The 25,486-nt window shown below is 73.2% G+C and carries 32 protein-coding genes, 3 tRNA genes and 1 pseudogene; 25 read left to right on the top strand and 11 right to left on the bottom strand.

Features of this window, described 5'->3' with window-relative positions; translation table 11 throughout:
- The 7 genes and pseudogenes from IO39_RS58690 to IO39_RS49620 form a co-directional block, all read left to right on the top strand.
- Positions 1-421, top strand: a pseudogene (locus IO39_RS58690) (hypothetical protein); the annotation flags it as partial.
- A gap of 113 nt (positions 422-534) precedes the next feature.
- Positions 535-1,266: an SDR family NAD(P)-dependent oxidoreductase gene (locus tag IO39_RS49645; protein ID WP_043641189.1), complete on the top strand. Its 732-nt coding sequence runs from the start codon at positions 535-537 to the stop codon at positions 1,264-1,266.
- An 87-nt stretch (positions 1,267-1,353) separates the two neighbouring features.
- A tRNA-Gly gene (locus IO39_RS49640) sits at positions 1,354-1,425 on the top strand.
- A gap of 15 nt (positions 1,426-1,440) precedes the next feature.
- Positions 1,441-1,511, top strand: a tRNA-Cys gene (locus IO39_RS49635).
- Positions 1,512-1,516: 5 nt separating this feature from the next.
- Positions 1,517-1,591 (top strand) — tRNA-Val (locus IO39_RS49630).
- Between the two features lie 181 nt (positions 1,592-1,772).
- Positions 1,773-2,285, top strand: a complete 513-nt coding sequence (locus IO39_RS49625; protein WP_043641187.1) for a nitroreductase family protein — start codon at positions 1,773-1,775, stop codon at positions 2,283-2,285.
- 15 nt (positions 2,286-2,300) lie between these two features.
- Complete coding sequence (locus IO39_RS49620; protein WP_043641184.1) at positions 2,301-2,732, top strand: nuclear transport factor 2 family protein; 432 nt, start codon at positions 2,301-2,303, stop codon at positions 2,730-2,732.
- Between the two features lie 124 nt (positions 2,733-2,856).
- Here the strand turns inward: IO39_RS49620 and IO39_RS49615 are convergent, their stop codons facing one another.
- Together IO39_RS49615 and IO39_RS49610 are read right to left on the bottom strand one after the other, a co-directional pair.
- On the bottom strand, positions 2,857-3,831 hold the full coding sequence (locus IO39_RS49615; RefSeq protein WP_043641182.1) for an amidohydrolase family protein: 975 nt from the start codon (positions 3,829-3,831) through the stop codon (positions 2,857-2,859).
- Complete coding sequence (locus IO39_RS49610; RefSeq protein ID WP_043641179.1) at positions 3,828-4,193, bottom strand: metal-sulfur cluster assembly factor; 366 nt, start codon at positions 4,191-4,193, stop codon at positions 3,828-3,830. The genes IO39_RS49615 and IO39_RS49610 overlap by 4 nt, the downstream gene beginning before the upstream one ends.
- 71 nt (positions 4,194-4,264) lie before the next feature.
- Here IO39_RS49610 and IO39_RS49605 point away from each other — a divergent pair, with 71 nt between their 5' ends.
- The 4 genes from IO39_RS49605 (at position 4,265) to IO39_RS49590 (ending at position 7,476) form a co-directional block, all read left to right on the top strand.
- Positions 4,265-4,996, top strand: coding sequence for an IclR family transcriptional regulator (locus IO39_RS49605; protein ID WP_043641177.1), 732 nt, complete (start codon positions 4,265-4,267; stop codon positions 4,994-4,996).
- A 33-nt stretch (positions 4,997-5,029) separates the two neighbouring features.
- Positions 5,030-5,434: a DUF4291 family protein gene (locus IO39_RS49600; RefSeq protein WP_084774817.1), complete on the top strand. Its 405-nt coding sequence runs from the start codon at positions 5,030-5,032 to the stop codon at positions 5,432-5,434.
- A 70-nt stretch (positions 5,435-5,504) separates the two neighbouring features.
- Complete coding sequence (locus tag IO39_RS49595; protein WP_052424368.1) at positions 5,505-6,656, top strand: LLM class flavin-dependent oxidoreductase; 1,152 nt, start codon at positions 5,505-5,507, stop codon at positions 6,654-6,656.
- Positions 6,657-6,771: 115 nt separating this feature from the next.
- Entirely contained in the window at positions 6,772-7,476 is a 705-nt protein-coding gene (locus tag IO39_RS49590) for an FMN reductase (protein ID WP_084774814.1), read from the top strand.
- Positions 7,477-7,586: 110 nt separating this feature from the next.
- On the opposite strand, the gene IO39_RS49585 is transcribed toward IO39_RS49590, so the two are convergent.
- Positions 7,587-8,558, bottom strand: a complete 972-nt coding sequence (locus IO39_RS49585) for an SMP-30/gluconolactonase/LRE family protein (RefSeq protein WP_043641249.1) — start codon at positions 8,556-8,558, stop codon at positions 7,587-7,589.
- Positions 8,559-8,727: 169 nt separating this feature from the next.
- On the opposite strand from IO39_RS49585, the gene IO39_RS49580 reads away from it, so the two are divergent.
- The 4 genes from IO39_RS49580 (at position 8,728) to IO39_RS49565 (ending at position 11,544) form a co-directional block, all read left to right on the top strand.
- Entirely contained in the window at positions 8,728-9,249 is a 522-nt protein-coding gene (locus IO39_RS49580; RefSeq protein WP_157549946.1) for a hypothetical protein, read from the top strand.
- A 28-nt stretch (positions 9,250-9,277) separates the two neighbouring features.
- Positions 9,278-9,883, top strand: coding sequence for a cyclodeaminase/cyclohydrolase family protein (locus IO39_RS49575; RefSeq protein WP_043641173.1), 606 nt, complete (start codon positions 9,278-9,280; stop codon positions 9,881-9,883).
- Complete coding sequence (locus IO39_RS49570; protein ID WP_043641170.1) at positions 9,880-10,707, top strand: bifunctional 5,10-methylenetetrahydrofolate dehydrogenase/5,10-methenyltetrahydrofolate cyclohydrolase; 828 nt, start codon at positions 9,880-9,882, stop codon at positions 10,705-10,707. Before IO39_RS49575 ends, IO39_RS49570 begins: the two co-directional genes overlap by 4 nt.
- A gap of 129 nt (positions 10,708-10,836) precedes the next feature.
- On the top strand, positions 10,837-11,544 hold the full coding sequence (locus IO39_RS49565; protein WP_043641168.1) for a type 1 glutamine amidotransferase: 708 nt from the start codon (positions 10,837-10,839) through the stop codon (positions 11,542-11,544).
- Positions 11,545-11,643: 99 nt separating this feature from the next.
- On the opposite strand, the gene IO39_RS49560 is transcribed toward IO39_RS49565, so the two are convergent.
- From IO39_RS49560 to IO39_RS59365, 3 genes are all read right to left on the bottom strand, one after another.
- Positions 11,644-13,257, bottom strand: a complete 1,614-nt coding sequence (locus tag IO39_RS49560) for an AMP-binding protein (protein WP_043641166.1) — start codon at positions 13,255-13,257, stop codon at positions 11,644-11,646.
- Positions 13,258-13,267: 10 nt separating this feature from the next.
- Complete coding sequence (locus IO39_RS49555; protein WP_157549945.1) at positions 13,268-13,951, bottom strand: FAD-dependent oxidoreductase; 684 nt, start codon at positions 13,949-13,951, stop codon at positions 13,268-13,270.
- A gap of 84 nt (positions 13,952-14,035) precedes the next feature.
- The gene (locus IO39_RS59365; RefSeq protein ID WP_052424366.1) at positions 14,036-15,673 is read right to left on the bottom strand and encodes an alpha/beta hydrolase; all 1,638 of its coding nucleotides are present in this window, start codon (positions 15,671-15,673) and stop codon (positions 14,036-14,038) included.
- Between the two features lie 39 nt (positions 15,674-15,712).
- On the opposite strand from IO39_RS59365, the gene IO39_RS49545 reads away from it, so the two are divergent.
- Positions 15,713-16,372, top strand: coding sequence for an endonuclease V (locus tag IO39_RS49545; protein ID WP_043641164.1), 660 nt, complete (start codon positions 15,713-15,715; stop codon positions 16,370-16,372).
- A gap of 29 nt (positions 16,373-16,401) precedes the next feature.
- Here IO39_RS49545 and IO39_RS49540 read toward each other — a convergent pair whose 3' ends face one another.
- The gene (locus tag IO39_RS49540) at positions 16,402-17,055 is read right to left on the bottom strand and encodes an NADPH-dependent F420 reductase (protein ID WP_043641162.1); all 654 of its coding nucleotides are present in this window, start codon (positions 17,053-17,055) and stop codon (positions 16,402-16,404) included.
- A gap of 93 nt (positions 17,056-17,148) precedes the next feature.
- Here IO39_RS49540 and IO39_RS49535 point away from each other — a divergent pair, with 93 nt between their 5' ends.
- The 6 genes from IO39_RS49535 (at position 17,149) to IO39_RS49515 (ending at position 19,708) form a co-directional block, all read left to right on the top strand.
- A complete protein-coding gene (locus IO39_RS49535) occupies positions 17,149-17,493 on the top strand; it encodes a winged helix-turn-helix transcriptional regulator (protein ID WP_043641160.1) in 345 nt (114 codons plus the stop codon).
- Positions 17,494-17,609: 116 nt separating this feature from the next.
- Positions 17,610-17,834 (top strand): hypothetical protein, encoded by a 225-nt coding sequence (locus IO39_RS49530; RefSeq protein WP_043641157.1) that lies wholly within the window; start codon positions 17,610-17,612, stop codon positions 17,832-17,834.
- A 129-nt stretch (positions 17,835-17,963) separates the two neighbouring features.
- On the top strand, positions 17,964-18,143 hold the full coding sequence (locus tag IO39_RS57315) for a hypothetical protein (RefSeq protein ID WP_211267442.1): 180 nt from the start codon (positions 17,964-17,966) through the stop codon (positions 18,141-18,143).
- Entirely contained in the window at positions 18,143-18,763 is a 621-nt protein-coding gene (locus tag IO39_RS57310; protein ID WP_043641155.1) for a TIGR00645 family protein, read from the top strand. Before IO39_RS57315 ends, IO39_RS57310 begins: the two co-directional genes overlap by 1 nt.
- 100 nt (positions 18,764-18,863) lie before the next feature.
- Complete coding sequence (locus IO39_RS49520; RefSeq protein ID WP_157549944.1) at positions 18,864-19,214, top strand: hypothetical protein; 351 nt, start codon at positions 18,864-18,866, stop codon at positions 19,212-19,214.
- Between the two features lie 134 nt (positions 19,215-19,348).
- Positions 19,349-19,708: a hypothetical protein gene (locus IO39_RS49515; RefSeq protein ID WP_043641151.1), complete on the top strand. Its 360-nt coding sequence runs from the start codon at positions 19,349-19,351 to the stop codon at positions 19,706-19,708.
- A 201-nt stretch (positions 19,709-19,909) separates the two neighbouring features.
- Here IO39_RS49515 and IO39_RS49510 read toward each other — a convergent pair whose 3' ends face one another.
- Entirely contained in the window at positions 19,910-20,386 is a 477-nt protein-coding gene (locus IO39_RS49510) for a DUF2283 domain-containing protein (RefSeq protein ID WP_043641149.1), read from the bottom strand.
- A gap of 148 nt (positions 20,387-20,534) precedes the next feature.
- Here IO39_RS49510 and pyrF point away from each other — a divergent pair, with 148 nt between their 5' ends.
- Positions 20,535-21,350 carry an orotidine-5'-phosphate decarboxylase gene (gene pyrF / locus IO39_RS49505; protein WP_043641244.1) on the top strand — a complete coding sequence of 272 codons (816 nt, stop codon included), beginning with the start codon at positions 20,535-20,537 and terminating at the stop codon, positions 21,348-21,350.
- A gap of 70 nt (positions 21,351-21,420) precedes the next feature.
- On the opposite strand, the gene IO39_RS49500 is transcribed toward pyrF, so the two are convergent.
- Positions 21,421-21,927 carry a nucleotidyltransferase domain-containing protein gene (locus tag IO39_RS49500; RefSeq protein WP_043641147.1) on the bottom strand — a complete coding sequence of 169 codons (507 nt, stop codon included), beginning with the start codon at positions 21,925-21,927 and terminating at the stop codon, positions 21,421-21,423.
- Positions 21,928-21,959: 32 nt separating this feature from the next.
- Complete coding sequence (gene leuA, locus IO39_RS49495) at positions 21,960-23,630, bottom strand: 2-isopropylmalate synthase (RefSeq protein ID WP_043641242.1); 1,671 nt, start codon at positions 23,628-23,630, stop codon at positions 21,960-21,962.
- 208 nt (positions 23,631-23,838) lie between these two features.
- On the opposite strand from leuA, the gene IO39_RS49490 reads away from it, so the two are divergent.
- A complete protein-coding gene (locus IO39_RS49490) occupies positions 23,839-24,543 on the top strand; it encodes a FadR/GntR family transcriptional regulator (protein WP_043641145.1) in 705 nt (234 codons plus the stop codon).
- A 15-nt stretch (positions 24,544-24,558) separates the two neighbouring features.
- Here IO39_RS49490 and IO39_RS55790 read toward each other — a convergent pair whose 3' ends face one another.
- Positions 24,559-24,768: a hypothetical protein gene (locus IO39_RS55790; protein ID WP_157549943.1), complete on the bottom strand. Its 210-nt coding sequence runs from the start codon at positions 24,766-24,768 to the stop codon at positions 24,559-24,561.
- A gap of 115 nt (positions 24,769-24,883) precedes the next feature.
- On the opposite strand from IO39_RS55790, the gene IO39_RS49485 reads away from it, so the two are divergent.
- Entirely contained in the window at positions 24,884-25,444 is a 561-nt protein-coding gene (locus IO39_RS49485) for a dihydrofolate reductase family protein (RefSeq protein ID WP_043641143.1), read from the top strand.
- Positions 25,445-25,486: the final 42 nt, after the last annotated feature.

The raw sequence follows: 25,486 nt of genomic DNA, 5'->3' as shown, positions 1-25,486 counted from the left end.
CGAGTGCTACCTCTACCACTCGTTCATGGAGACCGAGTCCGACCCCAAGGTGAAGAACATCTGGGAGCTGCACCTCAACATGGAGCTGGAGCACCTGCGGCTGGCGGCCGAGCTGTTCAAGCGGTTCGACGGGCGCGACCCCGACCAGGTGCTGGCCCCCGCGCTGCCGCCGCCGGTGACGTTCGAGCCGAACAAGGGCTACCTGCGCGAGCTGCTCGCCACCCAGATCGACTGCACGACGCTGGGCACGGGGTACGTCCAGGAGGCGCACGAGCGGTTCACCCGGATGCAGGCGGCGGTGATGGACGGGGAGAAGCCGCCGTCGGAGCGCGTCATCGACGACAACCGGGCGATCTCGGGCCGGGAGTACCGGCTGGAGACGGAGGGGCCGCACCCGGCGGGCCTGCAACTCAGCCGCTGACCACCTCCGGGCCGGGTGTCACCCCGGCCCGGGGCGCCGATCGGCCGGGCCCGGCCCGCGTCCCGGTCCCGGCCGATCGGGGCGGGAACGGCCCTTCGCTACAGTCGGGGCCCATGACAGCAGCATCAGTCGCCCTCATCACCGGCGCCTCGCGCGGCCTCGGGGCCGTGATCGCCCGCAGGCTGGCCGCCGACGGCCTGGCCGTGGCCGTCAACTACCGCTCCGACCGGGCCGGGGCGGAGAAGGTGGTGGACGGCATCCGCGCCGCCGGCGGCGTCGCCGAGGCGTTCGCCGCCGACGTCACCGACGAGACCGGCACCGAGGAGCTGGTCGCCGACGTGGCGCGGCGGCTCGGCCCGGTGGACGTGCTGGTCGTCAACGCGACCGGGCCGCAGCCGTCCGTCGCGGTCGAGGACCTCACCTGGCAGGCTCACCTCGACCAGCTCACGTTCTTCGTCAAGAGCCCGACGCTGCTCGTCCGCGCGGTGCTGCCCGGCATGAAGGAGCGGGGCGGCGGGCGTGTGATCCAGATCGGCTCCGACACCGTGGACCGCAGGCTCGCCGGCACCTCCGCCTACACCGCCGCCAAGGCCGCCCAGCACTCCCTCACGGAGGTGTGGGCCAGGGAGCTGGGCCCGTACGGCGTCACGGTGAACGTGGTCGCGCCCGGCTGGATCCCGGTGGAGCGGCACGCGGGCATCGACGAGGCCGGCTACCGGGCCGAGGTGCCGCTGGGGCGGATGGGCACGCCGGAGGACGTGGCGGCGGCGGTGTCGTACCTCGCGTCGGAGGGCGGCGCGTTCGTCACGGGCCAGCGCCTCACCGTCAACGGCGGCCACACCTGACCTGGGCGGGTGCGATCCGGTTTGGGGACTGGGCCGAGATTCGCTAGAGTTCTCTCGTCGCCCGGCGGTGAAAGCCGCGGGGTCGATGCGGAAGTGGCTCAGTGGTAGAGCATCACCTTGCCAAGGTGAGGGTCGCGGGTTCGAATCCCGTCTTCCGCTCGGAGCTTCCGGCTCGGTGGCGTGGCCGAGAGGCGAGGCAGCGGCCTGCAAAGCCGTCCACACGGGTTCAAATCCCGTCGCCACCTCGCGAGGACGATTAGCTCAGCGGGAGAGCGCTTCCCTGACACGGAAGAGGTCACTGGTTCAATCCCAGTATCGTCCACCACCTTTCCGCAAGCCCCGGCCGTCGAGCTGGGGCTTCGTGGTTTCCGGAGAGCGGCGGGCGCCGCCCGCTCCGTGATCACCTGAGTGCCGGCGCGGGCCGTGACGCGAGGCAGGTCCGGGTGGCCCGGCCGCGCGCCCGCCCTCGGGCCGTGTCGCCGCGGTCGCGCGGATAGCCTGCCTCCATGTCCCTCGAACTGATCAAGAGCCTGCGGGCGACGCGGTTCTTCACCGCCGCTCCCGTCACGCGCGACCAGGTGACGGCGGTCCTGGAGGCCGCCCGGTGGGCGGGGTCCGCGCGCAACCGGCAGCCGTGGCGGTTCGTCGTCGTACGCGACCGCGCCCTGCTGCGCGGGCTGAGCCGGCTCGGCGCGTACGCGGGCCACCTGGCGGGCGCGCCCGTGGCGATCCTGCTGGCCGTGGACGCCACGCTGAGCACCGAGGACGCCGAGTTCGACGCCGGCCGGGCCGCCCAGAACCTCATGCTCGCCGCCCATGAGCTGGGCCTGGGCACCTGCCCCGCCTCGTTCTTCCCCGCCGCGAACGCCCGGGCGGCCACCGGGCTGGCGGGGCTGCGGGAGCCGTGGCGCGTGCGTACCGGGATCTCGCTGGGCCATCCCGCCCCGCCTCCGCCGGGGACGCCCGCCATCCCCCGGGGGCGTCGGCCGCTGAGCGATCTGGTCATCGAGCTGTCTTAGCGCGACGATCGGCACATGGACACTCAGGAGCTCGCCGACCGATTAGAGATCACCGGCCTGCTGGCGCGTTACGCCTACGCCATCGACTCGGGGCAGTGGGACCTGCTCGACGAGGTGTTCTGCCCGGACGCGGTGATCGACTACCGCTCCTCGGGCGGGATCAGGGGCACCAGGGACGACGTCAAGGCGTGGCTGGCCGAGGTGCTGGCGCACTGGCCGGCCCGGCTGCACCTCATCGGCGCCGCCCGCATCGAGCTCATGGACGGGCGGGCGCGGGTGAGCGCGCCCTTCACCGACACTCTGGCCCCGACGCGGGAGATGACGGGCATGCGGACCGAGGGTTTCCTGCACGGCGGCGGCTACTACCACCACCGCATGCGCCGCACCGCCGACGGCTGGCGCAGCACGGAGCTGGTGGAGGAGCAGAGCTGGCGCATCGCGCACTGACCCGGGAAGCGCAAGGGGCCGCCGGCCGCGTAGGTGTCACGGGCGGGGATCGCGTAGGTGTCACGGGCGAAGATGACGTAGCGCTGCGACGCGGGAAGACCAGCAGCCGCCGGCCGCGTCAGTGTCACGGGCGGGTGAGGCCGTGCAGCCGCAGCAGGTTCTCGCCCAGGATCTTGCGCTTGGCCTGGTCGGTGAGTTGCGGGTAGCCGTACCCGTCGCACAGGTCCTGCGGGATCGTGAAGTCCCTGAACGCCCGCAGCGCCCACTGCGGATGGAAGATCGGCGCCTCCGAGCCGTAGATGATCTTGTCTTCACCGCACCAGAAGAGCAGCTTGCCGATGATCTCGGCGAACAGCCTGGGCGCCCTGACGATGAAGTTGACGGTGGCGGCCAGGTCGGCGTACAGGTTGGGGTAGCGCACGAGCTGCCAGCAGGTCTCGTCGAGGAACGGCAGGCCGACGTGGAAGATGACGAAGTTGAGGTCGGGGAAGCTGGCGGCGGCGCCGTCCATGTCCCACGTCTGGGTGTGCTCGATCGGCTGCGGGCCCAGCGGCACGCCCTTGTGCACGCCGATCAGGTCGACCCCGAGGTCCCGCGCCTTCTCGAAGATCGGGAAGGCCACCCTGGGGTCGTCCATGCGCCACGGGTAGGGCGAGCCGTAGTCGTAGCGGACGTTGTAGAGCTTGAACGCGCGCGCGTTGAACTCCCCCACCTGGCGCTCCATCAGGTCGAGCGCCCTGCGGCCCTCCAGCGGGTTGACCGAGCCCCAGAAGACCGTGCGCTCCGGGTCGCGGGCGGCCAGCTCGGCGCACTCCTGCCAGGGCGACAGGCCGTCGTGGTAGAGGTCGGTGAGCGGCAGCGGCATCGCGACCAGCATGTCGGTGTCGGACTCCTCGAACACCATGCGCCGGATGTCGTCGATCGTCCACTGCCGCAGGAACTCCTCGGGCGGCAGCTTGGTCTCGCCCTCGGGGGTGAGGGTGGTGTGGAAGGCGTACAGGTGGTCGGAGAACATCCGGCCGGCCGGGCCGTAGGCGTTCTTGGGCTCGAAGTTGAAGACGTGGGCCACGCTGTCGAACACGAAGAAGTCGTCGATCACCGTCGTTCCCTCTCTACGTAGGCGGCCTTGTCGGGCACCTCGGCGGGCGGAGGCAGGAAGCGCAGCAGGCGGGCGGCTCTCGGGGAGAGCCGATCCACCGTCCACACCTCGTCCCAGACGACCTCGACCTCCGCCTCGCGGATGCCGGGCTGCTCCTCGATGCGCTCGCGCACCTCGGTGAGCACCCTGGCCGCGAACGGGCACCAGCCCGAGGTCAGCAGCAGCTCCACCCGGGCCCGGCCCTCGTTCACCTCGACCGACCTGACCAGGCCCATCTCCACGACGGAGATGCCCTTCTCCTTGCAGCACGGGTCGTAGACCCCGGACAGCGCCCGGCTGGCCCACTGCGGTAGCTCCGGCATGGCCTCATCGTCGGACGGGTGTGCCTGTCGGGGTAGGAGTGCGATTTTCAGATGGCGAACATGCTGGGGGGATGACAGGCGAACAACCGAGCGATCTGATTCGCAGCGTCTCCAGGGCGCTCCGTGTGCTGGAAGAGGTCTCGCGGGCCGACCGGCCGCTGCCCGTCAAGGTCATCGCCCGCCGCTGCGACCTCAACCTGTCCACCTCCTACCATCTGGTCCGCACCCTGGCCTACGAGGGCTACCTGCACCGGCGGCCCGACGGCGGCTACGTGCTCGGCTCGCAGGTGGCCGAGCGCTTCCACGAGATGCTGGACGCCTTCGACCGGCCGCCGCGCGCCGCGGCCGTGCTGCGCCACCTGGCCTCCGTCACGGGGCACACCGCGTACCTGGCGCGGCTCGCCGACGAGCGGCTGCTGGTGCTGGACGTGGCCGAGGGGCCGTGCTCGCCGTGGCTGGAGGACCTCCAGGCGGGGCTGGAGACGGCTCCGCACGCCACCGCGCTCGGCAAGGCGCTGCTGCTGTCGCTGACGTCACGGGCCCGGCGCGCCGTCCTGACCGCGTACGGCCTGCGCCGCTTCACCTCCGCCACCCCCGCCACCGTCGAGGACGTCGAGGAGGAGCTGGCGCGGCTACGGCCGGGGCAGATGGTGGAGGAGCACGGGCAGTTCAGGGACGGGGTGGCCTGCGCGGGCGCGGTCGTGCCCGGCACGGAGTGGGCGATCGGCATCTCGGCGCGGGGCCTGTCCATCCCGCAGATCGCCCGGATCCGGCTCGCGGAGGCCGTGCGCGACCTGGGTTGACCCGTTGCCCGCCGCGCCCGGGGTTCGCCAGTCTTGTACGCCAGGAACGTGCCCTACCGGCAGATCCGTGCCTTCCACACCGAGGAGTCGATCACCGGCTACCAGGCGTACGCGGCGGCCGTCGCCGCCCCCGCCGTCGCGGCCCAGCGCTTCGTGCCGCCCTTCAAGCGGGAGCGGATGACGTGGATCAAGCCGTCGTTCCTGTGGATGATGTACCGGTGCGGCTATGCCACCAAGCCGGGTCAGGAGCGGGTGCTGGCGATCGAGCTGAGCCGCGAGGGGTTCGGGTGGGCGCTCGCGCACGCCTGCCTCAGCCACGACGACCGGCGTCCGGGGTGGGCTGCCCGCTGCTGCCCCCCGAACGCCCGTACCCGCTCCCCGCCGAGGTGGCCGAGACCATCGGAGCGACCGTCAGCTCACCTTGAGCCGTTCGTCTGATGGAATATCTGGGGGTGCTCCGGCGCTACCGTAGCCGTCAAAGATTCAACAGTCATGGATGGTGACTAAAGTGCAGTTCGGAATCTTCAGCGTGGGTGACGTGACCACCGATCCCACCAACGGCACGACCCCGTCGGAGCACGAGCGCATCAAGGCGATCCTGGCGATCGCGCTCAAGGCCGAGGAGGTGGGCCTCGACGTGTTCGCGACGGGTGAGCACCACAACCCGCCGTTCGTGCCGTCCTCCCCCACCACCATGCTGGGCTACATCGCCGCCAAGACCGAGCGCCTGCAACTGTCCACCGCCACGACGCTGATCACCACCAACGACCCGGTGAAGATCGCCGAGGACTTCGCGATGCTGCAGCACGTGGCGGACGGCCGGGTGGATCTCATGCTGGGCCGGGGCAACACCGGGCCGGTCTATCCGTGGTTCGGCCAGGACATCCGCCAGGGCATCCCACTGGCCATCGAGAACTACGCGCTGCTGCACCGGCTCTGGCGCGAGGACGTCGTCGACTGGGAGGGCCGCTTCCGCACGCCGCTGCAGGGCTTCACCAGCACGCCGCGCCCGCTGGACGGGGTGCCGCCGTTCGTCTGGCACGGCTCGATCCGCAGCCCCGAGATCGCCGAGCAGGCCGCCTACTACGGCGACGGCTTCTTCGCCAACAACATCTTCTGGCCGAAGGAGCACTTCATGCGCCTGATCGGCCTGTACCGGCAGCGGTACGCGCACTACGGCCACGGCACCCCCGAACAGGCCATCGTGGGCCTGGGCGGCCAGGTGTTCATGCGCAAGAACTCCCAGGACGCGGTGCGCGAGTTCCGCCCCTACTTCGACAACGCCCCCGTGTACGGCCACGGCCCCTCCCTGGAGGAGTTCATGGCCGAGACCCCGCTCACCGTGGGCAGCCCGCAGCAGGTCATCGACCGGACCCTGGAGTTCCGGGAGTTCTTCGGCGACTACCAGCGCCAGCTCTTCCTCATGGACCACGCGGGCCTGCCGCTGAAGACCGTGCTGGAGCAGCTCGACATCCTCGGTGAGGAGGTCGTGCCCGTGCTGCGCAAGGAGTTCGCCAAGGACCGGCCCGCGCAGGTGCCCGGCGCGCCCACGCACGCCTCCCTGCTCGCCGCGAAGAACGCGAAGAACGGCGAGAACGGCGAGAAGGCCGACAACACCGTCAGCGCCGCCGAGGCCTCCGGAGCGCCCGTCGGCGCCTGAGCACCCGAGCCCCTCCGTTCCAAGCACCCGGCGGCTCCCGAACGCCCGTCCCGCACCCTGAAGCACCCGGCGCCCGAGCACCGGCCTCCGGCGCCCGACCTCCCGAAGGAGACCCATGAAGCTCGTCGTCGTCACAGCGGGGCTGACCCAGCCGTCCTCCTCCCGCCTGCTCGCCGACCGCCTCGCCGAGGCGGTCGCGCGGCGGGCGGAGGGGGTCGAGGTCCGCGTGGTCGAGCTGCGCGACCTGGCCGTGGACATCGCCAACAACTTCGTCACCGGCTTCCCGGCCGGCCGGCTGCGCGCGGTGGTCGAGGCCGTGACCGGGGCCGACGGGCTGATCGCGGTCACCCCGATCTTCAGCGGCTCGTACAGCGGGCTGTTCAAGTCCTTCTTCGACGTGATCGACAACGACGCGCTGACGGGCAAGCCGGTGCTGATCGCGGCCACCGGCGGCACGGCCAGGCACTCGCTGGCGCTGGAGCACGCGCTGCGCCCGCTCTTCGCCTACCTGCGGGCGGTGGTCGTCCCGACCGCCGTGTACGCGGCCTCGGAGGACTGGGGCGGCGGACGCGACGCGTTCACCGACGGGCTCGGCGAGCGCATCGCCCGGGCCGCGCAGGAGCTGGCCGACCTGCTGGAGCGCCGCGCTCCCCGGCGCGGGGACGAACGCGCGGAAGGGCCCGAGGACGGGCGCGCGGAAGGGCACGGAGACAGGCGCGAGGACGGGCGCGGAGACGGGCGCGCGGAAGGGAACGGGACGGGGGACGTGCAGGTCGTGCCGTTCGAGCAGCAGCTCGCGGCCCTGCGTCCCGTGCAGTAGGTTCTCCCCCGTGCGTCCGGCCGCTGACCCGGAAGGTCTGCGGCGACACGTACACGATCAAGAAGTGAGCGGCGCGCCCCCGGCGGGCCGGGGACGCGCGGGCGGAGGCGTCAGGGCTTGACGGCGACCACGTCGTAGGTGGTGTCGGGGCCCGGGGTGGTGGTGAAGCGGGCGTTGGGCAGGTAGAGGCGGTGGCCGGCGGCGGCGACCGTGGTGGGCACGTCGAACCGGTCGTCGGTGATCCGCCTGACGACCTCGCCCGAGGCCCCGTCGCGGGCCAGGGCGACCACGGCGACGGCGTTGAGGCGGTTCTGCACGGCGTACAGGGTGCGGCCGCGCAGCAGCAGGCCGTCGCCGTTGACCAGCGACTCGCCGCCCAGGTCCACCTCGGTGGTGACGCCGGACGACGGGTGCACCTCGAACAGCTTGCCGGTGTTCGACTGCACGATCAGCAGCGACCTGCCGTCGGGGCTCGGGGCGATGCCGTTGGCGTTGATGCCGGTGGCGTACTGGATGGCGCCGCCGAGCGGGATCCTGACGGCCTCGTCCGGCAGCGCGCCGCCGCGGCCGAGCTCCAGCTTGTACAGCACGGGGTTGGCCGAGTCGGTGAAGTAGGCGGCGCGGCGGGTGAGGATGACGTCGTTGACGAACGACGTGCCGGTGGCGAGCTGGTACGACTTGACGACCGCGCCGGTGCGCAGGTCGATCACCCGCGCGTTCCCGGCGTTGCCCCCCGCCACGAACAACCGCCGCCCGTCGGTCTTGAGCCCGAGCGACGGCGTGCCCGGCCCCTGGCTGATGACGGCCCCCTTCCCGGTACGCAGGTCGGCCCGGTAGATGTCACCGGTCGCGCGCGAGCCGAAATAGGCGTGGCGGCCCCCGATCGCGATGCCCTCCGGCTGGAACCCGTCGGGCAGCGGGAACGTGTCGGGCCCCTTGGTCACCCCGGAGGCCGGCCCCGCCGCCGCGGGGGCGGCTGTGGGGGCGGCCGTGTGGGCGGCCGGCCGGGCCGCCGCCGGCGTCGCGGCGAGCGCGACGACGGCCAGGGCGCTGAGTGCGGTCTTCAGGATCGCGGATCTCATGCGGCCCACGATGCCCAAGCGACCGGCCCCGGCAAAGGGCCCGGGGCGGCTTCACAGGAGGTTCACAGCAAAGGCCGGGACCAGCGGAAACGCCCGGCCGCGACGGCGGTCCCGCGCGGGCGGGCTCCGCCGAGTAGGTTGGGACAGAGCCAAACAAACGGGGTTGATCATGTCAAACGGTGCCCGTCATGCTCTGGGAGTGGTCGCGGGGCTGCTCCTGCCGCCTCTCGTCGCCGCCGGTCTGTGGTACGGCACGGGCGACCTCACCCTCCAGCTCCAGCAGTCCTTCCGGATCTCCTGGGTCGCGGTCGGCGTGCTCGCCGCGACGGCGGTCGTGCTGGCCTTCCTGCTCGGCTCGCGCCTGTCGCCGGTGGCCTCGCTGCTCGGGGGCCTGCTCCTCGCCGCCGCGGGGGTCATGCCGTTCGCGGAGCTGCTCGGCGCCCGGCCGCTGCCGCTCGACCTGCTGCCCGGCGTCATGAGGTCGGGCTTCACCACGGTGACCGCCTCGGGGCTGCAGGCCGTGCTCGGCGTGGCGCTGGTGGTGGCCTCGCTGTTCCCGTCGCGCTGGCGGGGCCGGCCCGCCGCTCGGGACGAGGCGCAGGAGACGGGCTGGGAGGCCGAGCCGGCGCCGTACGGGCCGCCGTCGTACAGCGGGCCCGAGGACTCGACGCGGCCGATGTTCCGGCCGTGAGCGGCCGCGCGCCTGACAGAATGCCGTCATGCGCGACTTGAAGATCGGCGACTTCCTGTCCGAGCTGGCCGACCGGGTGCCCGCGCCCGGCGGCGGCGCCACGGCGGCCCTGCACGCGGCACAGGCCGCCGCGCTGCTCGGCATGGTGGCCCGCTACAGCACCGGGGAGAAATACGCCGGCCACGCCGAGACCGTCGTGGCGGTGATCGCCGAGACCGACACCCTGCGGGCGCGGACGCTGAAGCTGGCCGAGGAGGACGCCGCGGCCTTCACCGCCGTCACCGACGCCTACCGGCTGCCCAAGGGCGAGGAGCGCAGCGCCGCCATCGCCAGGGCGCTGGCGGGCGCGGCCGAGCCGCCCGCCCGGGTGATCGAGGCCGCCACGCGCCTGGTCGAGCTGTGCGAGCTGCTGCTGCCGATCGGCAACCGCAACGTCGTCACCGACGTGGCCGCCGCCGCCGAGGCCGCCCGCGCCGCGCTCACCACCGCCCGGGTGAACGTGGAGGTCAACCTGGGCGGCATCAAGGACGATCGAGTACGCGAAGAGCTGAACATCCGCGTCTCCGGCGTGGACGCGGCCGTCGCCAGGGCAGACTGGGTGACCGCCGAGGTACGCGAGGAGATCAGAGCGTGAAGACGCTGACCGGCAAAGACCTGGCCGCCGCCATCAGGGCGCAGACGCAGGCCGAGGCGGCGGCGACCCGTCAGCCCCGGCTGGCCGTGGTCGTCGCCACCGCCGACGAGGCGAGCCTGTGGTATGTCCGCTCGATCGCCAAGGCTGCGGCCGGCGTGGGCATCGCCTGCGACGTGGTCGACCTGGGCCCCGAGGCGTCCCCCGACCGGATCGGCACGACGCTGGCCAGGCTGAGCGCCGACCCCGAGGTGCACGGCCTCATGCTGCAGACCCCGCTGCCGCCCGGCGCCTCGGCGCAGGAGCTGGCCGCGGCCATCGAGCCGCGCAAGGACGTCGACGGGGCCAACCCGCTCTCGCTCGGCCGGCTGGCGGCCGGGCTGCCCGCGTTCCCGCCCGCCACGGCGGCGGCCGTGCTGGCGCTGCTCGACCACTACGAGGTCGAGCTGGCCGGGCGGCGGGCCGTGGTGGTCGGCCGCTCCACGGTGGTGGGCAAGCCGCTGGCGCACCTGCTGCTCGACCGGCACGCCACGGTCACCGTCTGCCACTCGCGCACCCGCGACCTGGCCGCCGTCACCTCGGAGGCCGAGGTGCTGGTCGCGGCCGCCGGCCGGGCCGGGCTGATCGGGCCGGGCCACGTGGCGCCGGGGGCGGTGGTGATCGACGTGGGCACCAACCCGACCGACGACGGCGGGCTGACCGGCGACGTCGACTTCGAGGCGGTCGCGCCGGTGGCGGGCGCGCTCACCCCGGTGCCCGGCGGCGTCGGCCCGGTGACCACGGCCCTGCTGCTGCGCCACACCGCCAGAGCGGCGAACCTGCCGTGACCCGTCCGATCCGCCGGCGGCCCGGTGACCAGGGCCCCGCCGCCGCGCCGCGCCGCCCCGGCGGCGGGCCTGCCGTGCGACACGGTCGCCGGCCCGCGTGCGCGTCCGATCGCGGGGTGGAGGGCTTCGGTGGCTGAGGTCCTCGTCGTGCAGAACAGCGCCAGCGGCGGCCCCGGCCGGATGGGCGCGTGGCTGGAGGAGGCCGGGCTCAAGCTGGAGGTCGTGCCCGCCCACGAGGGCGTGCCCCTGCCCGGCCGCCTCGAACACGACGCCATGATCATGCTGGGCGGCGGTTACCTGCCCGGCGACGACGGGCGGGCCCCGTGGCTGCGCGACGCGCGGCGGCTGATGGGGCAGGCCCTCGACGGCGGCGTGCCGGTGTTCGGGATCTGCCTGGGCGGGCAGATGCTCGCCGAGGTCGCGGGCGGGGCGGTGACCGGCGACACGGGCGCGCCGGAGAACGGCAGCCTGCCGATCACGATCAGGCCCGAGGCCGCCGCCGACCCGCTCTTTCACGGGCTGCCCCCGGTGGTGCCCGCGATCGAGCACCACAAGGACGCCGTCACCCGGCTGCCCGGCGGCGCCGTGCACCTGGCCGAGACCGGGCGCTGCCCGTACCAGGCGTTCCGGGTGGGCGAGCGGGCGTGGGGGGTGCAGTTCCATCCGGAGGTGCCGCCCGAGCGGGTGCTGGAGTGGCGGGCGGAGGGGTTCGACCCGGCCGAGCTGTACACGCGGGCGCTGGCGGACGAGCCGGTCTCCACGCCGGTCTGGCGCGAGGTCACCGGCCGCTTCGCCGCCCTCGTCACCGCCACCCGACGCGACGGCCCGGCCGCCTGACCCGGGGCCGGGTCCCGGCCTCGCCGGTGAGGGCGCACGCGACGGCCCGGGGCACGGCACCCGTGCGGCCGGTGAGCGGGCGGCGCCGGGCGGACGGGGTCAGGCGTTCCGTACGGCGGCGGCGGACTGCAGGCCGAGCAGCTCGACCGACCGTTCCCGCATCTCCACCTTCCTGATCTTCCCGGTGACGGTGAGCGGGAAGGCGTCCACGACGTGGACGTACCGGGGGATCTTGTAGTGCGCCAGCCGGCCCGAGCAGTATTCCCGCACCCGCTCCGCCGTCAGCGGCGCGGCCCCCGGCCGCATCACGACCCAGGCCATGACCTCCTCGCCGTACTTCTCGTCGGGCACCCCGATGACCTGCACGTCGGCGATGTCCGGGTGGCCGTAGAGGAACTCCTCGATCTCGCGCGGGTAGACGTTCTCCCCGCCCCTGATGATCAGGTCCTTGATCCGCCCGACCACGTTGACGTAGCCGTCGTCGTCCATGGTGGCCAGATCGCCGGTGCGCATCCAGCGCGCCGCGTCGATGGCCTCGGCCGTCTTGTCCGGCTCGTTCCAGTAGCCGAGCATGACCGAGTAGCCGCGCGTGCACAGCTCGCCGGGCTCGCCCCTGGGCACGGTGAGCCGCGTCTCCGGGTGCACGATCTTCACCTCGACGTGCGGCATCACCCGGCCCACGGTCTCGGTCCTGCGCGCCAGGTCGTCGTCGGACCTGGTCATCGTGGACACCGGTGAGGTCTCGGTCATGCCGTAGCAGATGGCGACCTCGCGCATGTTCATCTCGCCGACGACGCGCTTCATCACCTCCACCGGGCACGGCGAGCCGGCCATGATGCCGGTCCGCAGGGACGACAGGTCGAACTTCGCGGCCAGGGCCAGCTCGGCGATGAACATCGTCGGCACCCCGTACAGGGAGGTGCACCGCTCGTCCTGCACGGCCCGCAGCGCGGCCTCGGGGTCGAAGCCGGGCGACGGGATGACGATGCAGGAGCCGTGCGAGGTGGCGGCCAGGTTGCCCATGACCATGCCGAAGCAGTGGTAGAAGGGCACCGGCAGGCAGACCCGGTCGCGCTCGGTGTAGTGGATCAGCTCGCCGACGAAATAGCCGTTGTTGAGGATGTTGTGGTGCGAGAGCGTCGCGCCCTTGGGGAAGCCGGTGGTGCCGGAGGTGTACTGGATGTTGATCGGGTCGTCGAAGGTCAGCTCCGCCATGCGGGCCCGCAGCGCCGCCGGATCGGCCTTGACGGCGGTCAGGGCGTCCCAGCTCGGGTCGTCGAGATAGACGACGTCGGCGAAGCCGGTCTCGGTGACCATGGCGCGATAGTCGCCGCCCTTGTGCTCCAGGGCGCTGATCAGCAGCCGCATGCCGGACTGCTCGATGACGTAGCGCAGCTCGTGGGCCCGGTAGGCCGGGTTGACGTTGACGAGGATCGCGCCGACCTTGGCGGTGGCGTACTGGACGAGCACCCACTCGGCCCGGTTGGGCGACCAGATGCCCACCCGGTCGCCCTTGGCGACGCCCCTGGCGAGCAGGGCCGCGGCCAGGTCGTCCACGTCGGCGTTGAGCTGCGTGTAGGTCCACCTGCGGCCCGTGGGCACGTCCACGAGGGCGTCCCGGTCGCCGAAGCGGGCCACGGTGCGTTCGAGGTTCTCGCCGATGGTCTCGCCCAGGAGCGGCGTCCCGGCGGTGGCGCTGGAGTACGACAGCATGCACACAGTGTCAGTCGGCCGGCGGCGTACGCACCAGAGCCCGGCCGCGACGCGCCGCCAACCCGAGCGCCACCAGCGCCGCGCCCGCCGCCGCCACCGCCCGCCGCTGCCGCCTGACACGCCGCTCCACCTGCGAGTACGGGGTCGTCGAGAACGACACCAGCTCGTAACGCGAGACGTAGCCGGGCACCATCCGCTCCAGCGCGTGCTCCAGCCGCTTGCCCGCCAGGAACGCCCGCGAGCCGACCTTGTCGCGCATCTCCACGAAGTTCTCCAGCGCCAGCCGGGCGATCACGTCGGTGTCGGCCTTGCGCCGCTCGAACAGCTCCAGCGCCTTCGGGAAGTCGTCGCGGGCCTCGTCGAGGCAGCGGTCCAGCTCGACGCAGTCCTCGAAGCCGCAGTTCGCGCCCTGGCCGTAGAAGGGCACGATGGCGTGCGCGGCGTCGCCGACGAGCCCCACGGAGACGGCCCCGGTGGTGACGTGCCAGGGCGCGCAGCGCATGGTGACCAGGTGGCCGACCGGGTTGTCGCGGTAGGCGGGGACCAGGTCGGGCATCAGCTCGAACGCGTCCGGATAGTGCTCGGCGAAGTACGCCCTGACCCGCCGCGGGTTGTCGAGGCCCGCGAGCGTGTCGTGCGGCCAGAACAGGGTGCAGGTGAACGAGCGGTCCGGGTTCGGCAGGGCGATCATCATGGACCGGCCGCGCGGCCAGATGTGGGCCGGCGCCGACGATCGTGACCTCCATCCCTCCTTCGTACGGCGGCACGCGGCGGCTGTCTAGGCGAGCCCCCCACCGAGACCCCCGCCGCCGGCCCCGTCGTCGGCCCCACCGTGGGCCTCGCCGTGGGCCCCGCCGTGGGTCCGGGCGAGGGCGCCGGCGATGGCCAGGACGGCGGCGCGGCCGAGAGGGCTCGTGGGGGTGATGACGTCGAAGTGGTCGCCGGGCCGCTCCAGGTAGCCGACCTCGTCGCCCGCCCGCCGGGCCGCCTCGGTGTAGCGGCGGGCGAAGTCCACCAGGTTCGGGTCGTCGCCGGTGCCCTGGACGACGAGCTGGGGCACGCCCAAGGGGAGGCGGAGGAGGGGTGAGGAGGCCCGCAGCTCGGCGTCGTCCTCGCCCAGCGCCTCTCCCAGCGCCTCGGCGACCGCGCCGTTGCTGAGCCGGCGCCGGTCGCACTCGACGAGATCGAGCACCCCCGCCAGCGACACGACCAGTGACACCGCCGGGAACCCCACCGGGAACGCCGCCGGAGACGTCGCAGGGAACGCCGCCGGGAACGCCGCCGGGAACGCCGCCGGAGACGTCGCAGGGAACGCCGCCGGAGACGCCGCCGGGAATGTGGCAGGGGGTGCTGGCGGCGGCCCTGACGGGGATGCGGCAGGCGGCCCTGACCGGGACGCCTCCGTCGATACGCGGGCCGCGTGGTCGGCGACCGCGCGCAGGGCGAGCTGCGCGCCCGCCGAATGCCCGGCGACCGCCACCCGCCCGAGATCGATCGCGGGCACGACCTCCGGCCCGGGGGCCGCCCCCAGGATCGGGGCCACCCCGGGGAGCGCGGTGGTCTCCGTGCCCGGGCCGGTCCTCGGGCTGGGACCGGTCTCCGGGGGTGGGGCGAGGGCGGTGAGGGCGGTCAGGCCGGCGGTGATGTCCTCGCGGGTGGCGGCCCAGCCGTGCAGGTCGGGGCGGCGATACTCCAGGTTCCACACCGCCAGCCCGCGCCCCGCCAGGTCCGCGCAGAGCGCCCCCAGGGTGTCTGCCGCCCAGTTCGACCGCCAGTAGCCGCCGTGGATCAGCACCACGACGGGCACCCTCCCCGCCTTCCCCGGCCCGCCGGACCCCCCGCCCGGCTCCCCCGGCAGGCCCAGCTCCCCTGACCGGCCCAGCTCCCCTGACCGGCCCGGCTCTCCCGGCCGGCCCGGCTCTCCTGGTCCGATCGGCTCCCCCGGCAGGCCCGGCCGGGTCGCGGCGGCTCCCCGGGACCCGGACGTGCCGGGAAGGTACAGCTCGGCCCACTGGTCAGGGAACGGGCCGTAGGGGACGCGCCGTACGCCGGGGTGGCGGGAGCGGTGCACGGCGTGCCGGATCGCCCAGGCCAGCCCCTGGACGCCGCGCCCGTGAATGTGCGTAACTCCCTCGGCTGCCCCCTCGACTGCCTCCTCGACATGGTCGAGGTCCGCCCACACCAGGACCGCGGGCCCGAGCGGCCGCCCGATCAGGGCCCGTGCCTCCGCCCCCGGCCCCGGCAGCACCACGACCGTGTCCCCCTCACCCGCCAGGGACCGCAGGTGCGCGGCCGACGCGGCGTGCGCGAGCGTGCCGCGTACCCCCAGGGCGGCGAACTCGCGGCCGGCGATCTCCGCGAGCAGTGCGGCGTCGGCCACGACGCCGGGACCGACGACCACCAGGACCTCGTTCATACCGCCAGACGCTACAGAAATCAGCGATACCGTGGCCGGGTGTATGTACGGCGACTTCACCCCTGGCCCGCCACCGTCGCCGAGGCGGAGGCGATCCAGGACCGCCTCCGCGGGCGGGTCGAGCTGACCGGGCCGGAGAGCTTCTCCCTGGTGGCGGGCCTGGACGTGCATTACCACGGCGACGACGCGCTGACGGCCGCCGTGGTGGTCCTCGACGGCGGCACGCTGGAGCCGGTGGAGCAGGTGGTGGCGCACGGGGAGGCGGCGTTCCCGTACGTGCCGGGCCTGTTCGCCTTCCGCGAGCTGCCCGCGCTGGTGGCGGCGCTCGAACGGCTCGCGGTGACGCCCGACCTGCTGGTCTGCGACGGATACGGGCTGGCCCACCCGCGCGGCTTCGGCCTGGCCTGCCACCTGGGCGTGCTGACCGGGCTGCCGGCGCTGGGGGTGGGCAAGACGCCGTTCGTCGGCAGGCACGAGCCGCCCGGCCCCGAGCGCGGGGCCTCGACGCCGATCGTGCACGAGGGCGCCACGGTCGGCCGGGCGCTGCGCACGCAGCGCGAGGTCAAGCCGGTGTACGTGTCGCAGGGGCACCGCATCTCCCTGGACGTCGCCACCGCCCAGGTCCTGCGCCTGGCCGCCCGCTACCGGCTCCCCGAGCCCGTCCGCCGCGCCGACCACCTCGCCCGCCACCCGTCCTGACCGGCCGGTCGTCCGGTCAGGACGGGTTCTCAGCCCTGCCCGTGGGCGCCCGAGGAGAGCAGGGGCGGGAGGATGGCCTGGGCGTCGGCGCCGCCGAACCACAGGCCGATCACGAACGCCGCCGTCGCCTCCAGCAGCACCGCCCGGTCCAGCCCGCCGCCGTCCACGGGCGTGCAGCCCAGGTCGGTGACCAGCGTGCCGGCGGCGGCCTTGGCCGCCGGGTCGTCCCCGCACAGGGGCACGGCCAGCGGCCGGCCGTCGAACACCGGGGGCGTCATCCGCCACACGTCCACGTGGCACAGGTTGAACGCCTTCACCACGTGCCCGCCCGAGAGCTCGCCGATCAGCCGGGCGGGCGAGCGGGTGCCGTCGTACTCGGGGAAGGGCACGTTCGTCACGTCGATGAGCGGCTTGCCGCGCAGCGCCGGACCGGCCGCCCGCAACGTGGCCGGCAGCCCTTCCTCCCGGACGGCCACCACCACGACCTCCCCGAACCCGGCCGCCTCCGCGAAATCCCCGGCCCGCACCGGCCGCGCGGCGGCTGCCCGGGCGGTCATGCCGGCGGCCCGGGCCGCGCTCCTGCCCGGGTCGCGCCCGCTGACCATCACCTCGTGGCCCGCCCCGGCCCACTGGGTGCCCAGCGCGTCCGCCATGCCGCCCGCGCCGAGAATCCCGATCCGCATGTCCGTCCTCCTTCTCATCAAGCGCTTTACTTGATGGGAAGGACTGTAGGAATCCCGTCGCGCACCATTCGGTGCCCAACGAAAGGCCCCCGGTTGTTCCTCGCCGACTGTCAGGCCAGACTCGCCTTCGACCTGCTGGCCAACACCTGGAACGCGGTCGTGCTATGGTCCCTGCGCCACGGCCCGCGCCGGCCCGGGCGGCTGCGCGAGGAGATCGGCGGCATCAGCACGAAGGTCCTGACCGAGGCGCTGCGCCGGCTGGAGCACAACGGCCTGGTGGCGCGCCGCGCCTACGCCGAGGCCCCGCCCAGGGTCGAGTACGAGCTGACCGACCTCGGCCGCACCCTCCTCGGCCCGATCGAGGCGTTCGGCGAGTGGGCCTTCGATCACGCCGACGAGGTCATGGCGGCGCAGGACCGCCGGGAAACCGCCTCTTGAGCAACAGGAGCCTCACCGTAAAGAGAAGGCAATCCTTTACTTATACAAAGTGTTGCCGAAGCATTACCCTGGGTAGCTAGTCGGGGGTTGCTCATCACCGTCACCCAGGAGGTCCCATGCTCTTGTCGCCTCGGAGGTTCGTCGCCGCCGCGATCGTCGCGGTCGGGCTGGCCGGGCTCGCCGCCCCCGCCGCGCACGCCGTCATCGATCCGTCGTCCCTGGTCAACCCGTCCATGATCGTCGAATGCGCGACCTCGGCCGCCGACCTGACCGCGCTCGCCGACCCGGCCACGCTCACCGTGCCACCGGAGATCGGCGCCCTGCACTGCCTCCAGCCCTGATCCACGAGCTTCCGGGGCATCGTTCGGGACCACCCCTCGACAGCGGTACGGGCGGCGTCGCCACGCCACCCGGTCCCAACCACCCCGTCGCGCGACAGCGCGTACGAAGAGCAGCAGCAAGGAGTTCCGTTGAAGGCTCGAGCCCTGACAGCCCTGGCCGCCATGGTGCTGGCGACCGGCGCACCCCCGATCCTCCTGGAAGCCCTCGACAGCGGCCACACCCCCATCCTCGGCAGCCTCAACGGGGGCGGACCACCGCTCGTCGACGTCCAGACCATGGTCCAGCACGTCAACGTCCTGACGTCCTAGTGCGGATCGCGCGACTGCCCGTGGCCGACACGCCGACCCGGCCATGGACACCGCTTCGGCGCGTCGGCTACGTCATGTTCCTCAGCAGGTGGATCCAGGCGCCGCTCTACCTGGGGCTGATCGCGGCCCAGGTCGTCTACGTGTGGCGCTTCATGGTGGAGCTGCTGCACCTGATCCAGCTGGGTTTCGGCGGCACGCCCGCCGAGACCACCGTCATGCTGATCGTCCTCGGCCTCGTGGACGTCGTGATGATCTCCAATTTGCTCATCATGGTCATCATCGGCGGTTACGAGACGTTCGTCTCCCGGCTTCGCATCGAGGGACATCCCGACCAGCCGCAATGGCTCTCACACGTCAACGCGAACGTGCTGAAGGTCAAGCTGGCCATGGCGATCATCGGCATCTCCTCCATCCACCTTCTCCAGATCTTCATCAACGCCGCCAGACAGAGCATCACCGATCGGGAGCTGCTATGGAAAACCCTGATCCACCTGACCTTCGTCGTCTCGGCGCTGGCGCTCGCCTGGATCGACCGCATCATGGCGCAGGGACGCCCGATCCACGGCAGCGGCAACGCCGAACGGGCTTCGGCACGCCAGCAGGAGCGGCTGGTGGCCTGACCGGGAGCCTGACCGGGCACCTGACCGGGCACCTGACCGGGCGAGTGAGCGGGGCCCTGGAAGGGCGACCGGCCGGGCGGCCGGCCGGGTGCGCGGGCACGTGGTCGGACGCGTGGCGGCGCACCGGTCGATGGCGGTGCCGGAGTCTGAGCCGGAGCCGGAGCCGGAGCCGGAGGACCGGATGCGGGTGAGGAGCGCCGCGATCGCGGGGCTCGGGGCGGTCGTGGGCGTGTTGCTGTGCTGCACCGGCGCCCACGCCGCCGCCGATGACGACGAGGCCCCGGCGAAGTCCGGGCCGAGGCCCTTGATAGGCGACGTGATCATCTTCAATGACGAGATCGTCGAGCCGGTGTCGTTGCCGCTGAGCACGTGCGGTGGTCTGGTGCCGCTGTTCAGCAAGGCGCCGGCCCGGTGCGAGGGCGCCTCGCGCGTCTCGGACGACGACGCGTGAGGTCGCATGTGCCCGCCCGCGGGGGTGGGCGGGCACCAGCGGCCCGGCGGCGGGCCGGCTCTATGGGATGAATCACCCGGACTGATGGATCACCCGGACTGTCCGTACGGCCGGATTGTCCGTACAGTACGCGGGTGTCCTCTCATGATCGGCCGGACGACCGGGCCGCGTCCGCGTTCAGGTTCGCCACCGAGCTGGTCGCCTGGGTCGCGACGCCGTGGGCGCTGGCCGCGTACTCCGTGCCGCTGGCGGTGCTCTCCGTCGTGGTGCTGATCGGGCTGCCGACGGTCTTCGCCACCCCGGGCGACAAGCGCAGCGTGATCGTCGCGGTGCCGGGGTTCGTCACGATCGCGCTGGTCCTCCTGCACGTGGTGGTGGCGGTGGCGGCGGCGTGGGTGGCCTGGCACGCGGTCGCCGCCGCGCTGGTCTCCGTGCTGGCCGTGGTGACGGTGGTGCTGGAACTGCCGCGCTGGCGGTGGCTCAGCGCGCGGTGAACACGCTCCCGGCGCGCGAGGAACACGCTCCCGGCGCGCGGGGAACACGCTCCCGGCGCGCGGGGAACACGCTCCCGGCGCGCGGGGAACGCGGCCTCGGCGCGCGGGGAACGCGGCCTCGGCGCACGGCGAGCAGGTCCCGGCGCGCGGGGAGCGCGCGTTCGGGGGTCGCGGTGGGCGGCCGGCCGTTCGCGAGCGGGTTCAGACGCGCATCTCGGAGGGGAGGCGGCGGGCGGCGTCGGTGAGCTCCAGGCCCAGGAGCCGGCCGGAGTCGCCGTAGTCGAGGACGATGTCCTCCGCCACGACCTGCCGGACGGCCTCCCCCGGCACGATCTCGTGCTTCATCGCGATGTAGGCGATGTTGCGCTCCCCGTCCACGCTCACGTACACCGTCTGCGGCCGCCGCCCCTCCGGCGCGTCGTCCCGGGCCAGCAGTCCTTCCCTGGCCTCGTGCGAGCCGGCCAGGGCCGCCCTGACCATGGCCGTCGCCAGCTCGACCGCCTCCAGCGAGTCGAGCCCGGAGACCTTCCGCTCGTGCTCCCACCCTTCGAGCCCGTCGATCCGGTACGGGCACGACCACTCGCCCGTCGGTTCCTCGTAAGGCATGCCGAGCGTGACCACGACGTCACGCGGCGGCTCGGTACGCAGCGCCAGCACCCGATGGGCGATCTCGTACATGTCGCTGACCTACCCCCAAGGCCGCCCGGAGAAGACTGGCCCGGCTCCGGCCGGCCGACGGAGCCTCGGTACGATGGCGTCACCGGACTACCTTTCGTGCCCACGGCCGCCGCGGGGCGCCTACCGTGGTCATGAAGGAGCGATGAAGATGAACGAGTCGTTCGGGGCGCGTCTGCGCGCCAGGCTGGACGCGTACGGGCCGCTCTGCGTGGGCATCGACCCCAGCCCGGCCCTGCTCGGCGGATGGGGTCTCGACGACTCCCCGGCCGCTTTGGAGCGTTTCAGCCGCACGGTCGCCGAGGCGGTGGCCGACGTGGCCGCCGCGGTCAAGCCGCAGTCGGCCTTCTTCGAGCGCTGGGGCAGCCGCGGCATCGCGGTGCTGGAGCGCACGATCGCCGACCTGCGCGCGGCGGGCACGCTGGTGGTGCTCGACGTCAAGCGGGGCGACATCGACAGCACGATGGCCGCGTACGCGGAGGCCTACCTCGACAAGGGCAGCCCGCTGGCCGCCGACGCCGTGACGCTCAGCCCGTATCTGGGGTTCGGGTCGCTGGAGGGTGCGATCACCTCGGCGCTGGCCAACGACGCGGGCGTGTTCGTGCTGGCCCGCACCTCCAACCCGGAGGCGGCGGAGCTGCAGCGGCCGGTGGCCGGGCAGGTGCTGGCCGGGGCGGCGGCGGTGAACGAGGGGCACGCGCCGTTCGGGCCGGTGGGCCTGGTCATGGGCGCCACGCTGCCCTCGGCCGAGCTTGCGCTGGAGGAGCTCAACGGGCCGATCCTCGCGCCCGGTCTCGGCGCCCAGGGGGCGACCCCGGCCGACGTGGCGCGGCTGTTCGGGCCGGTGCGGCACACCGTGCTGCCGTCGGTGTCCAGGGCCGTGCTGGCCGACCCGAAGCAGGTGCGGGAGCGCACGCTCCGCTACCGCGACGAGTGCGCCGCCCACCTCTCGGCCGCCCGCAAGTGACCCCGGCCTCCCGGCCGGGTGGCCGCTCGGAGGCGAACCTCCGCCTCCGGACGCCTCCCGGCCCGGCCGGTCAGAAGTGCGTCTCGATCCCGTACGCCTCGCGCAGCCGGGCCATGTCGTGCAGGTCGCGCTCCCGGGGCTGATAGCCCTGGTGAAACTCCACCTGCTGGGCCGCCGACAGGCACGGCACGCGTACGCCCTTGATCGTCCCTTCCGTGAAGGCGGCGGCCGGGTAGGTGAAGGCGCCGCCCTGGTCGTCGAGGCGCTGCACGGCGGAGCCGTCGGGCCGGAAGTGCAGCGGGTGCAGGTCCAGCTCGCGCCCGCCGGCGGCCGTCATGACGAAGCGGGCGGGCCGCCCGGGGAGGACGCCGTCGAGGCGCTCGGTGTATCCGAGCGCCTCCAGCGCGGCGATCGCGGCGGGCTCCTGCTCGGCCCGGTGCAGCAGGTCGAGGTCGGCGTGGTCCCGGGTGACGCGGCCCACCAGGGCGTCGATGCCCCAGCCGCCGCCGATCCAGACCGCGCAGCCCGCCCGCTCCAGTGCCGCCAGCACGCGCAGAACCTCGTCCGCCTCGATCATCGGTGTCCTTCCGTCGCCGGGAGGGAAAGATCCTACTGCGGCGCGATCGCGCGGTTGACGGCGGCGAGCAGCGCGTGCACCGAGGCGGTCAGGATCGAGGTGTCCTCTGCCGCGCCCCAGAGGGTGGCGCCGTTCACCCGGGCCTCGACGTAGGCGATGGCCCGGCTGCCCCGGCCGGGGTCGAGCGCGTGCTCGGCGTAGTGCAGGATGTCCACGTCGATCCCGTCTGCGGCCAGGGCGGCGGTCAGCGCGGAGAGCGGGCCGTTGCCCGTGCCGTGCAGCCGGCGCCCGCTGCGCAGCGTGCCGGTGAACTCGTGCGCGCCCGGCCCGGTCTCCACCGTGCTCCACTCCGACAGCGCGCCGCCCTCCCCCGGCGCCAGGTAGGTGGCGTGGAACAGCTCCCAGAGCTGCTCGGCCGTGGCCTCCTCGCCGCTGCCGTCGGTGGCCCGCTGCACGACCGAGGAGAAGTCGATCTGCAGGCGGCGGGGCAGCTCCAGGCCGTAGCGGGTGTTGAGCAGGTAGGCGATGCCACCCTTGCCCGACTGGCTGTTGACGCGGATGACGGCCTGGTAGCCGCGGCCCACGTCGGCCGGGTCGATCGGCAGGTACGGCACCTCCCACGGCGCCCGCTCCGGCGGCACGCCCAGCTCGGCGGCCCGCTTGGCGTGGTGGGCCAGGCCCTTGTTGATGGCGTCCTGGTGGGTGCCGGAGAAGGCGGTGTAGACGAGGTCCCCCGCGTACGGGTGGCGGTCGGGCACCGGCAGGCGGTTGCAGTGCTCGACGACCCGGCGCACCTCGTCGATGTCGGACAGGTCGATCATGGGGTCGACGCCCTGGGAGTGCAGGTTGAGCGCGAGCGTCACCAGGTCCACGTTGCCGGTGCGCTCGCCGTTGCCGAACAGGCAGCCCTCCACCCGCTGCGCCCCCGCCAGCACGGCCAGCTCGGCGCAGGCCACGCCGGTGCCGCGGTCGTTGTGCGGGTGCACGGACAGGATCACGGCGTCCCTGCGGTCGAGGTGGCGGTGCATGTACTCGATCTGGTCGGCGTACACGTTGGGGGTGGCCACCTCGACGGTCGCGGGCAGGTTGTGGATCACCGGGCGGTCCGGCGAGGCGTCCCACAGCGCCGTCAGGTCGTTGCAGATCTCCAGCGCGTAGTCCGGCTCGGTGAGGTTGAACACCTCGGGCGAGAACTGGAAGCGGACGTCGCGGTCGCCCGCCAGGCGGGCGACGTGCTCGGCGGCGTTCCTGATCAGGGCGTGCAGGGCGGGCCGGTCGTGGCCGAGGACCACGTCGCGCCAGGTGGGGGCGGTGGCGGTGTAGAGGTGCACGACGACGCGGGACATGCCCGCGATCGACTCGAAGGTGCGCTCGATCAGGTCGTGCCTGGCGGGCGTGAACACCACCACGCTCACGTCGTCGGGCACGGCGCCCGGGGCGGCCAGGTCGCGGACGAAGTCGAAGTCGGTCTGGCTGGCGGAGGGGTAGCCGACCTCGATCTCCTTGAAGCCCATGCGGATGAGCAGGTCGAACATCCGGCGCTTGCGGGCCGGGTCCATCGGCTCGGCCAGGGCCTGGTTGCCGTCGCGCAGGTCCACCGGCACCCACAGCGGGACGGCGGCGATGCGCCGGGAGGGCCAGGCGCGCTCGGTCAGCGGCACCTCGACGCGCTCGTGGGCGGGCCTGTAGCGGTGGTAGGGCATGCTGCTGGGGCGTTGCCGGTTCCAGTCGTACACGTGGTTTCCTTCGGTGGATCTGACGGAGAGGACCGGCGGGCACCCTGACCACCGCGGCGGGGTGCCGGTCCGGTCAGGCCCCGCCGCGGCAGCCGAGAAGAAGGCGACCGTACGACGTCATGCCGGGTAGACTAACCACAACCCAGGTCCTCAGACAACCTGAGAGGTTGCCGCCATGCCGCTCGGCTCGCTCCGCCCCAGCCCGCTCGTCGAACAGGCCACCGAGCACCTGCGCGCGCAGATCACCCAGGGCGAGTGGCCGGTCGGCACCCGGCTGCCCGGGGAGAACGCGCTGGCCAGGACCCTCGGGGTGGGCCGTTCCACGGTGCGCGAGGCGCTGCGGGCGCTGGCGGGCGCGGGGCTGGTGCAGGCGCGGCAGGGCTCGGGGGTGTTCGTGATCGCCACCGTCGCCACCGGGCCCGCCGGGGAGTGGTCCACCCGGCTGCGCCGGGCCGCCATCACCGACGTGTACGAGGTCCGCATGATCGTCGAGACCCGGGCGGCCCGGCTGGCGGCGGAGCGGCGCGGCGACGAGGACGTGGCGGCCCTGGAGGCGGCGCTGGCCGGGCGGGAGCGGGCGGCGGGCGGCGACGACGCGGCCTTCGTGGACGCCGACATCGCGCTGCACGCGGCGGTCGTGGCGGCGGCGGGCAACCCGGTGCTGTCCGACCTGTTCGCGGAGTTCGCGCCGGCGTTGCGGGAGCGGCTGATCGACCTGGTGGAGGTGCTGGGGCTGCGCGGGCACGACCGTAACCCGGGGCACGACACGCACGCCGCGCTGGTGTCGGCCATCCGGCGGGGCGACGGGGCGGCGGCCGAGGAGATCCTCCAGGCGGAGCTGGAGCAGACGCTCGCCCACCTGCACGAACGCACCCCCTGACGACCGGCGGGCAGGTCAGCCGGTCGGGCCGATGTCCGGGCGCATGACGTCCTCGTCCTCGCCCGGCTCCTCCTCGGGCTCCGGCTCGTCCTGCTCGTCCGGCGGGTCCGCGCAGACGGGCCGGCGCGACCTCGGGGTGGACGAGCCCGACCGCTCGGCCACCACGTCGCTCTCCCCGCTCACGCCGCCCACGGCTTCCGGCAGCTCATCGGATGTCTCGCTCATAGCCACCACCTGCCCTGACGGCACTCTCCGAACCGGGCCGCGAATTGTTCGCCGGACGATGTCAAGAACCCGGGGACGGCTCCGACCCAGTGGCAGAAGGAAGGGAGCACACCTCATGAGCAAGCTGATCTACTGGGTCCACACCTCCGTCGACGGGTTCATCGACGGGCCGGGCGGGGCGTTCGACTGGGCGGAGATGGGGCCGGAGCTGTCGGCGTACGGGGACGAGGTCCAGGCCCGCGTCGGCACGTTCCTGTACGGCCGGAACGTGTGGGAGATGATGGCCGGCTGGTGGCCGCGGGCCGAGACGCTGTCGGACGACCCGCACGACCTGAAGTTCGCGCCTGTCTGGCGGCGCACGCCGAAGATCGTCTTCTCCACGACGCTGAAGGAGTCGGAGTGGGCCGACCGGATCATCTCCGGAGACCTGGCCGAGGAGGTCGCCGAGCTGAAGCGGCGCTCGGACCGGGACCTGCTGCTGAACGGCGGCTCCCAGGTGGCCGGGGCGCTCACCGCGCTGGGGCTGATCGACGAATACCACGTCATGGTGCACCCGGTCGTGCTCGGCGGGGGCCGGCCGCTGTTCCCGGCGCAGCGGGAGCGGCTCGACCTGCGGCTGGTGGAGTCGCGCACGTTCGACTCCCGCACGACCCTGCTCCGCTACGAGCGCCCCTGACCCGCCCTCGCCGGATGGCCGGGCCGGGGTGCGAACGTCTCT

Source organism: Nonomuraea candida (assembly GCF_000725485.1).
Classification (GTDB): Bacteria; Actinomycetota; Actinomycetes; order Streptosporangiales; family Streptosporangiaceae; genus Nonomuraea; species Nonomuraea candida.
The sequence above is the reverse complement of the archived record's forward strand: the minus strand, read 5'-3'. Positions and strand labels throughout refer to the sequence as shown.

Coding starts and splice junctions, on each gene's coding strand:
- IO39_RS49645 (WP_043641189.1), top strand. CDS start 535: ATGACAGCAGCATCAGTCGCCCTCATCACCGGCGCCTCGCGCGGCCTC.
- IO39_RS49625 (WP_043641187.1), top strand. CDS start 1,773: ATGTCCCTCGAACTGATCAAGAGCCTGCGGGCGACGCGGTTCTTCACC.
- IO39_RS49620 (WP_043641184.1), top strand. CDS start 2,301: ATGGACACTCAGGAGCTCGCCGACCGATTAGAGATCACCGGCCTGCTG.
- IO39_RS49610 (WP_043641179.1), bottom strand. CDS start 4,193: ATGCCGGAGCTACCGCAGTGGGCCAGCCGGGCGCTGTCCGGGGTCTAC.
- IO39_RS49605 (WP_043641177.1), top strand. CDS start 4,265: ATGACAGGCGAACAACCGAGCGATCTGATTCGCAGCGTCTCCAGGGCG.
- IO39_RS49590 (WP_084774814.1), top strand. CDS start 6,772: ATGAAGCTCGTCGTCGTCACAGCGGGGCTGACCCAGCCGTCCTCCTCC.
- IO39_RS49585 (WP_043641249.1), bottom strand. CDS start 8,558: ATGAGATCCGCGATCCTGAAGACCGCACTCAGCGCCCTGGCCGTCGTC.
- IO39_RS49580 (WP_157549946.1), top strand. CDS start 8,728: ATGTCAAACGGTGCCCGTCATGCTCTGGGAGTGGTCGCGGGGCTGCTC.
- IO39_RS49575 (WP_043641173.1), top strand. CDS start 9,278: ATGCGCGACTTGAAGATCGGCGACTTCCTGTCCGAGCTGGCCGACCGG.
- IO39_RS49560 (WP_043641166.1), bottom strand. CDS start 13,257: ATGCTGTCGTACTCCAGCGCCACCGCCGGGACGCCGCTCCTGGGCGAG.
- IO39_RS49555 (WP_157549945.1), bottom strand. CDS start 13,951: ATGATGATCGCCCTGCCGAACCCGGACCGCTCGTTCACCTGCACCCTG.
- IO39_RS59365 (WP_052424366.1), bottom strand. CDS start 15,673: ATGAACGAGGTCCTGGTGGTCGTCGGTCCCGGCGTCGTGGCCGACGCC.
- IO39_RS49540 (WP_043641162.1), bottom strand. CDS start 17,055: ATGCGGATCGGGATTCTCGGCGCGGGCGGCATGGCGGACGCGCTGGGC.
- IO39_RS49530 (WP_043641157.1), top strand. CDS start 17,610: ATGCTCTTGTCGCCTCGGAGGTTCGTCGCCGCCGCGATCGTCGCGGTC.
- IO39_RS49510 (WP_043641149.1), bottom strand. CDS start 20,386: ATGTACGAGATCGCCCATCGGGTGCTGGCGCTGCGTACCGAGCCGCCG.
- pyrF (WP_043641244.1), top strand. CDS start 20,535: ATGAACGAGTCGTTCGGGGCGCGTCTGCGCGCCAGGCTGGACGCGTAC.
- IO39_RS49500 (WP_043641147.1), bottom strand. CDS start 21,927: ATGATCGAGGCGGACGAGGTTCTGCGCGTGCTGGCGGCACTGGAGCGG.
- leuA (WP_043641242.1), bottom strand. CDS start 23,630: ATGCCCTACCACCGCTACAGGCCCGCCCACGAGCGCGTCGAGGTGCCG.
- IO39_RS49490 (WP_043641145.1), top strand. CDS start 23,839: ATGCCGCTCGGCTCGCTCCGCCCCAGCCCGCTCGTCGAACAGGCCACC.
- IO39_RS55790 (WP_157549943.1), bottom strand. CDS start 24,768: ATGAGCGAGACATCCGATGAGCTGCCGGAAGCCGTGGGCGGCGTGAGC.
- IO39_RS49485 (WP_043641143.1), top strand. CDS start 24,884: ATGAGCAAGCTGATCTACTGGGTCCACACCTCCGTCGACGGGTTCATC.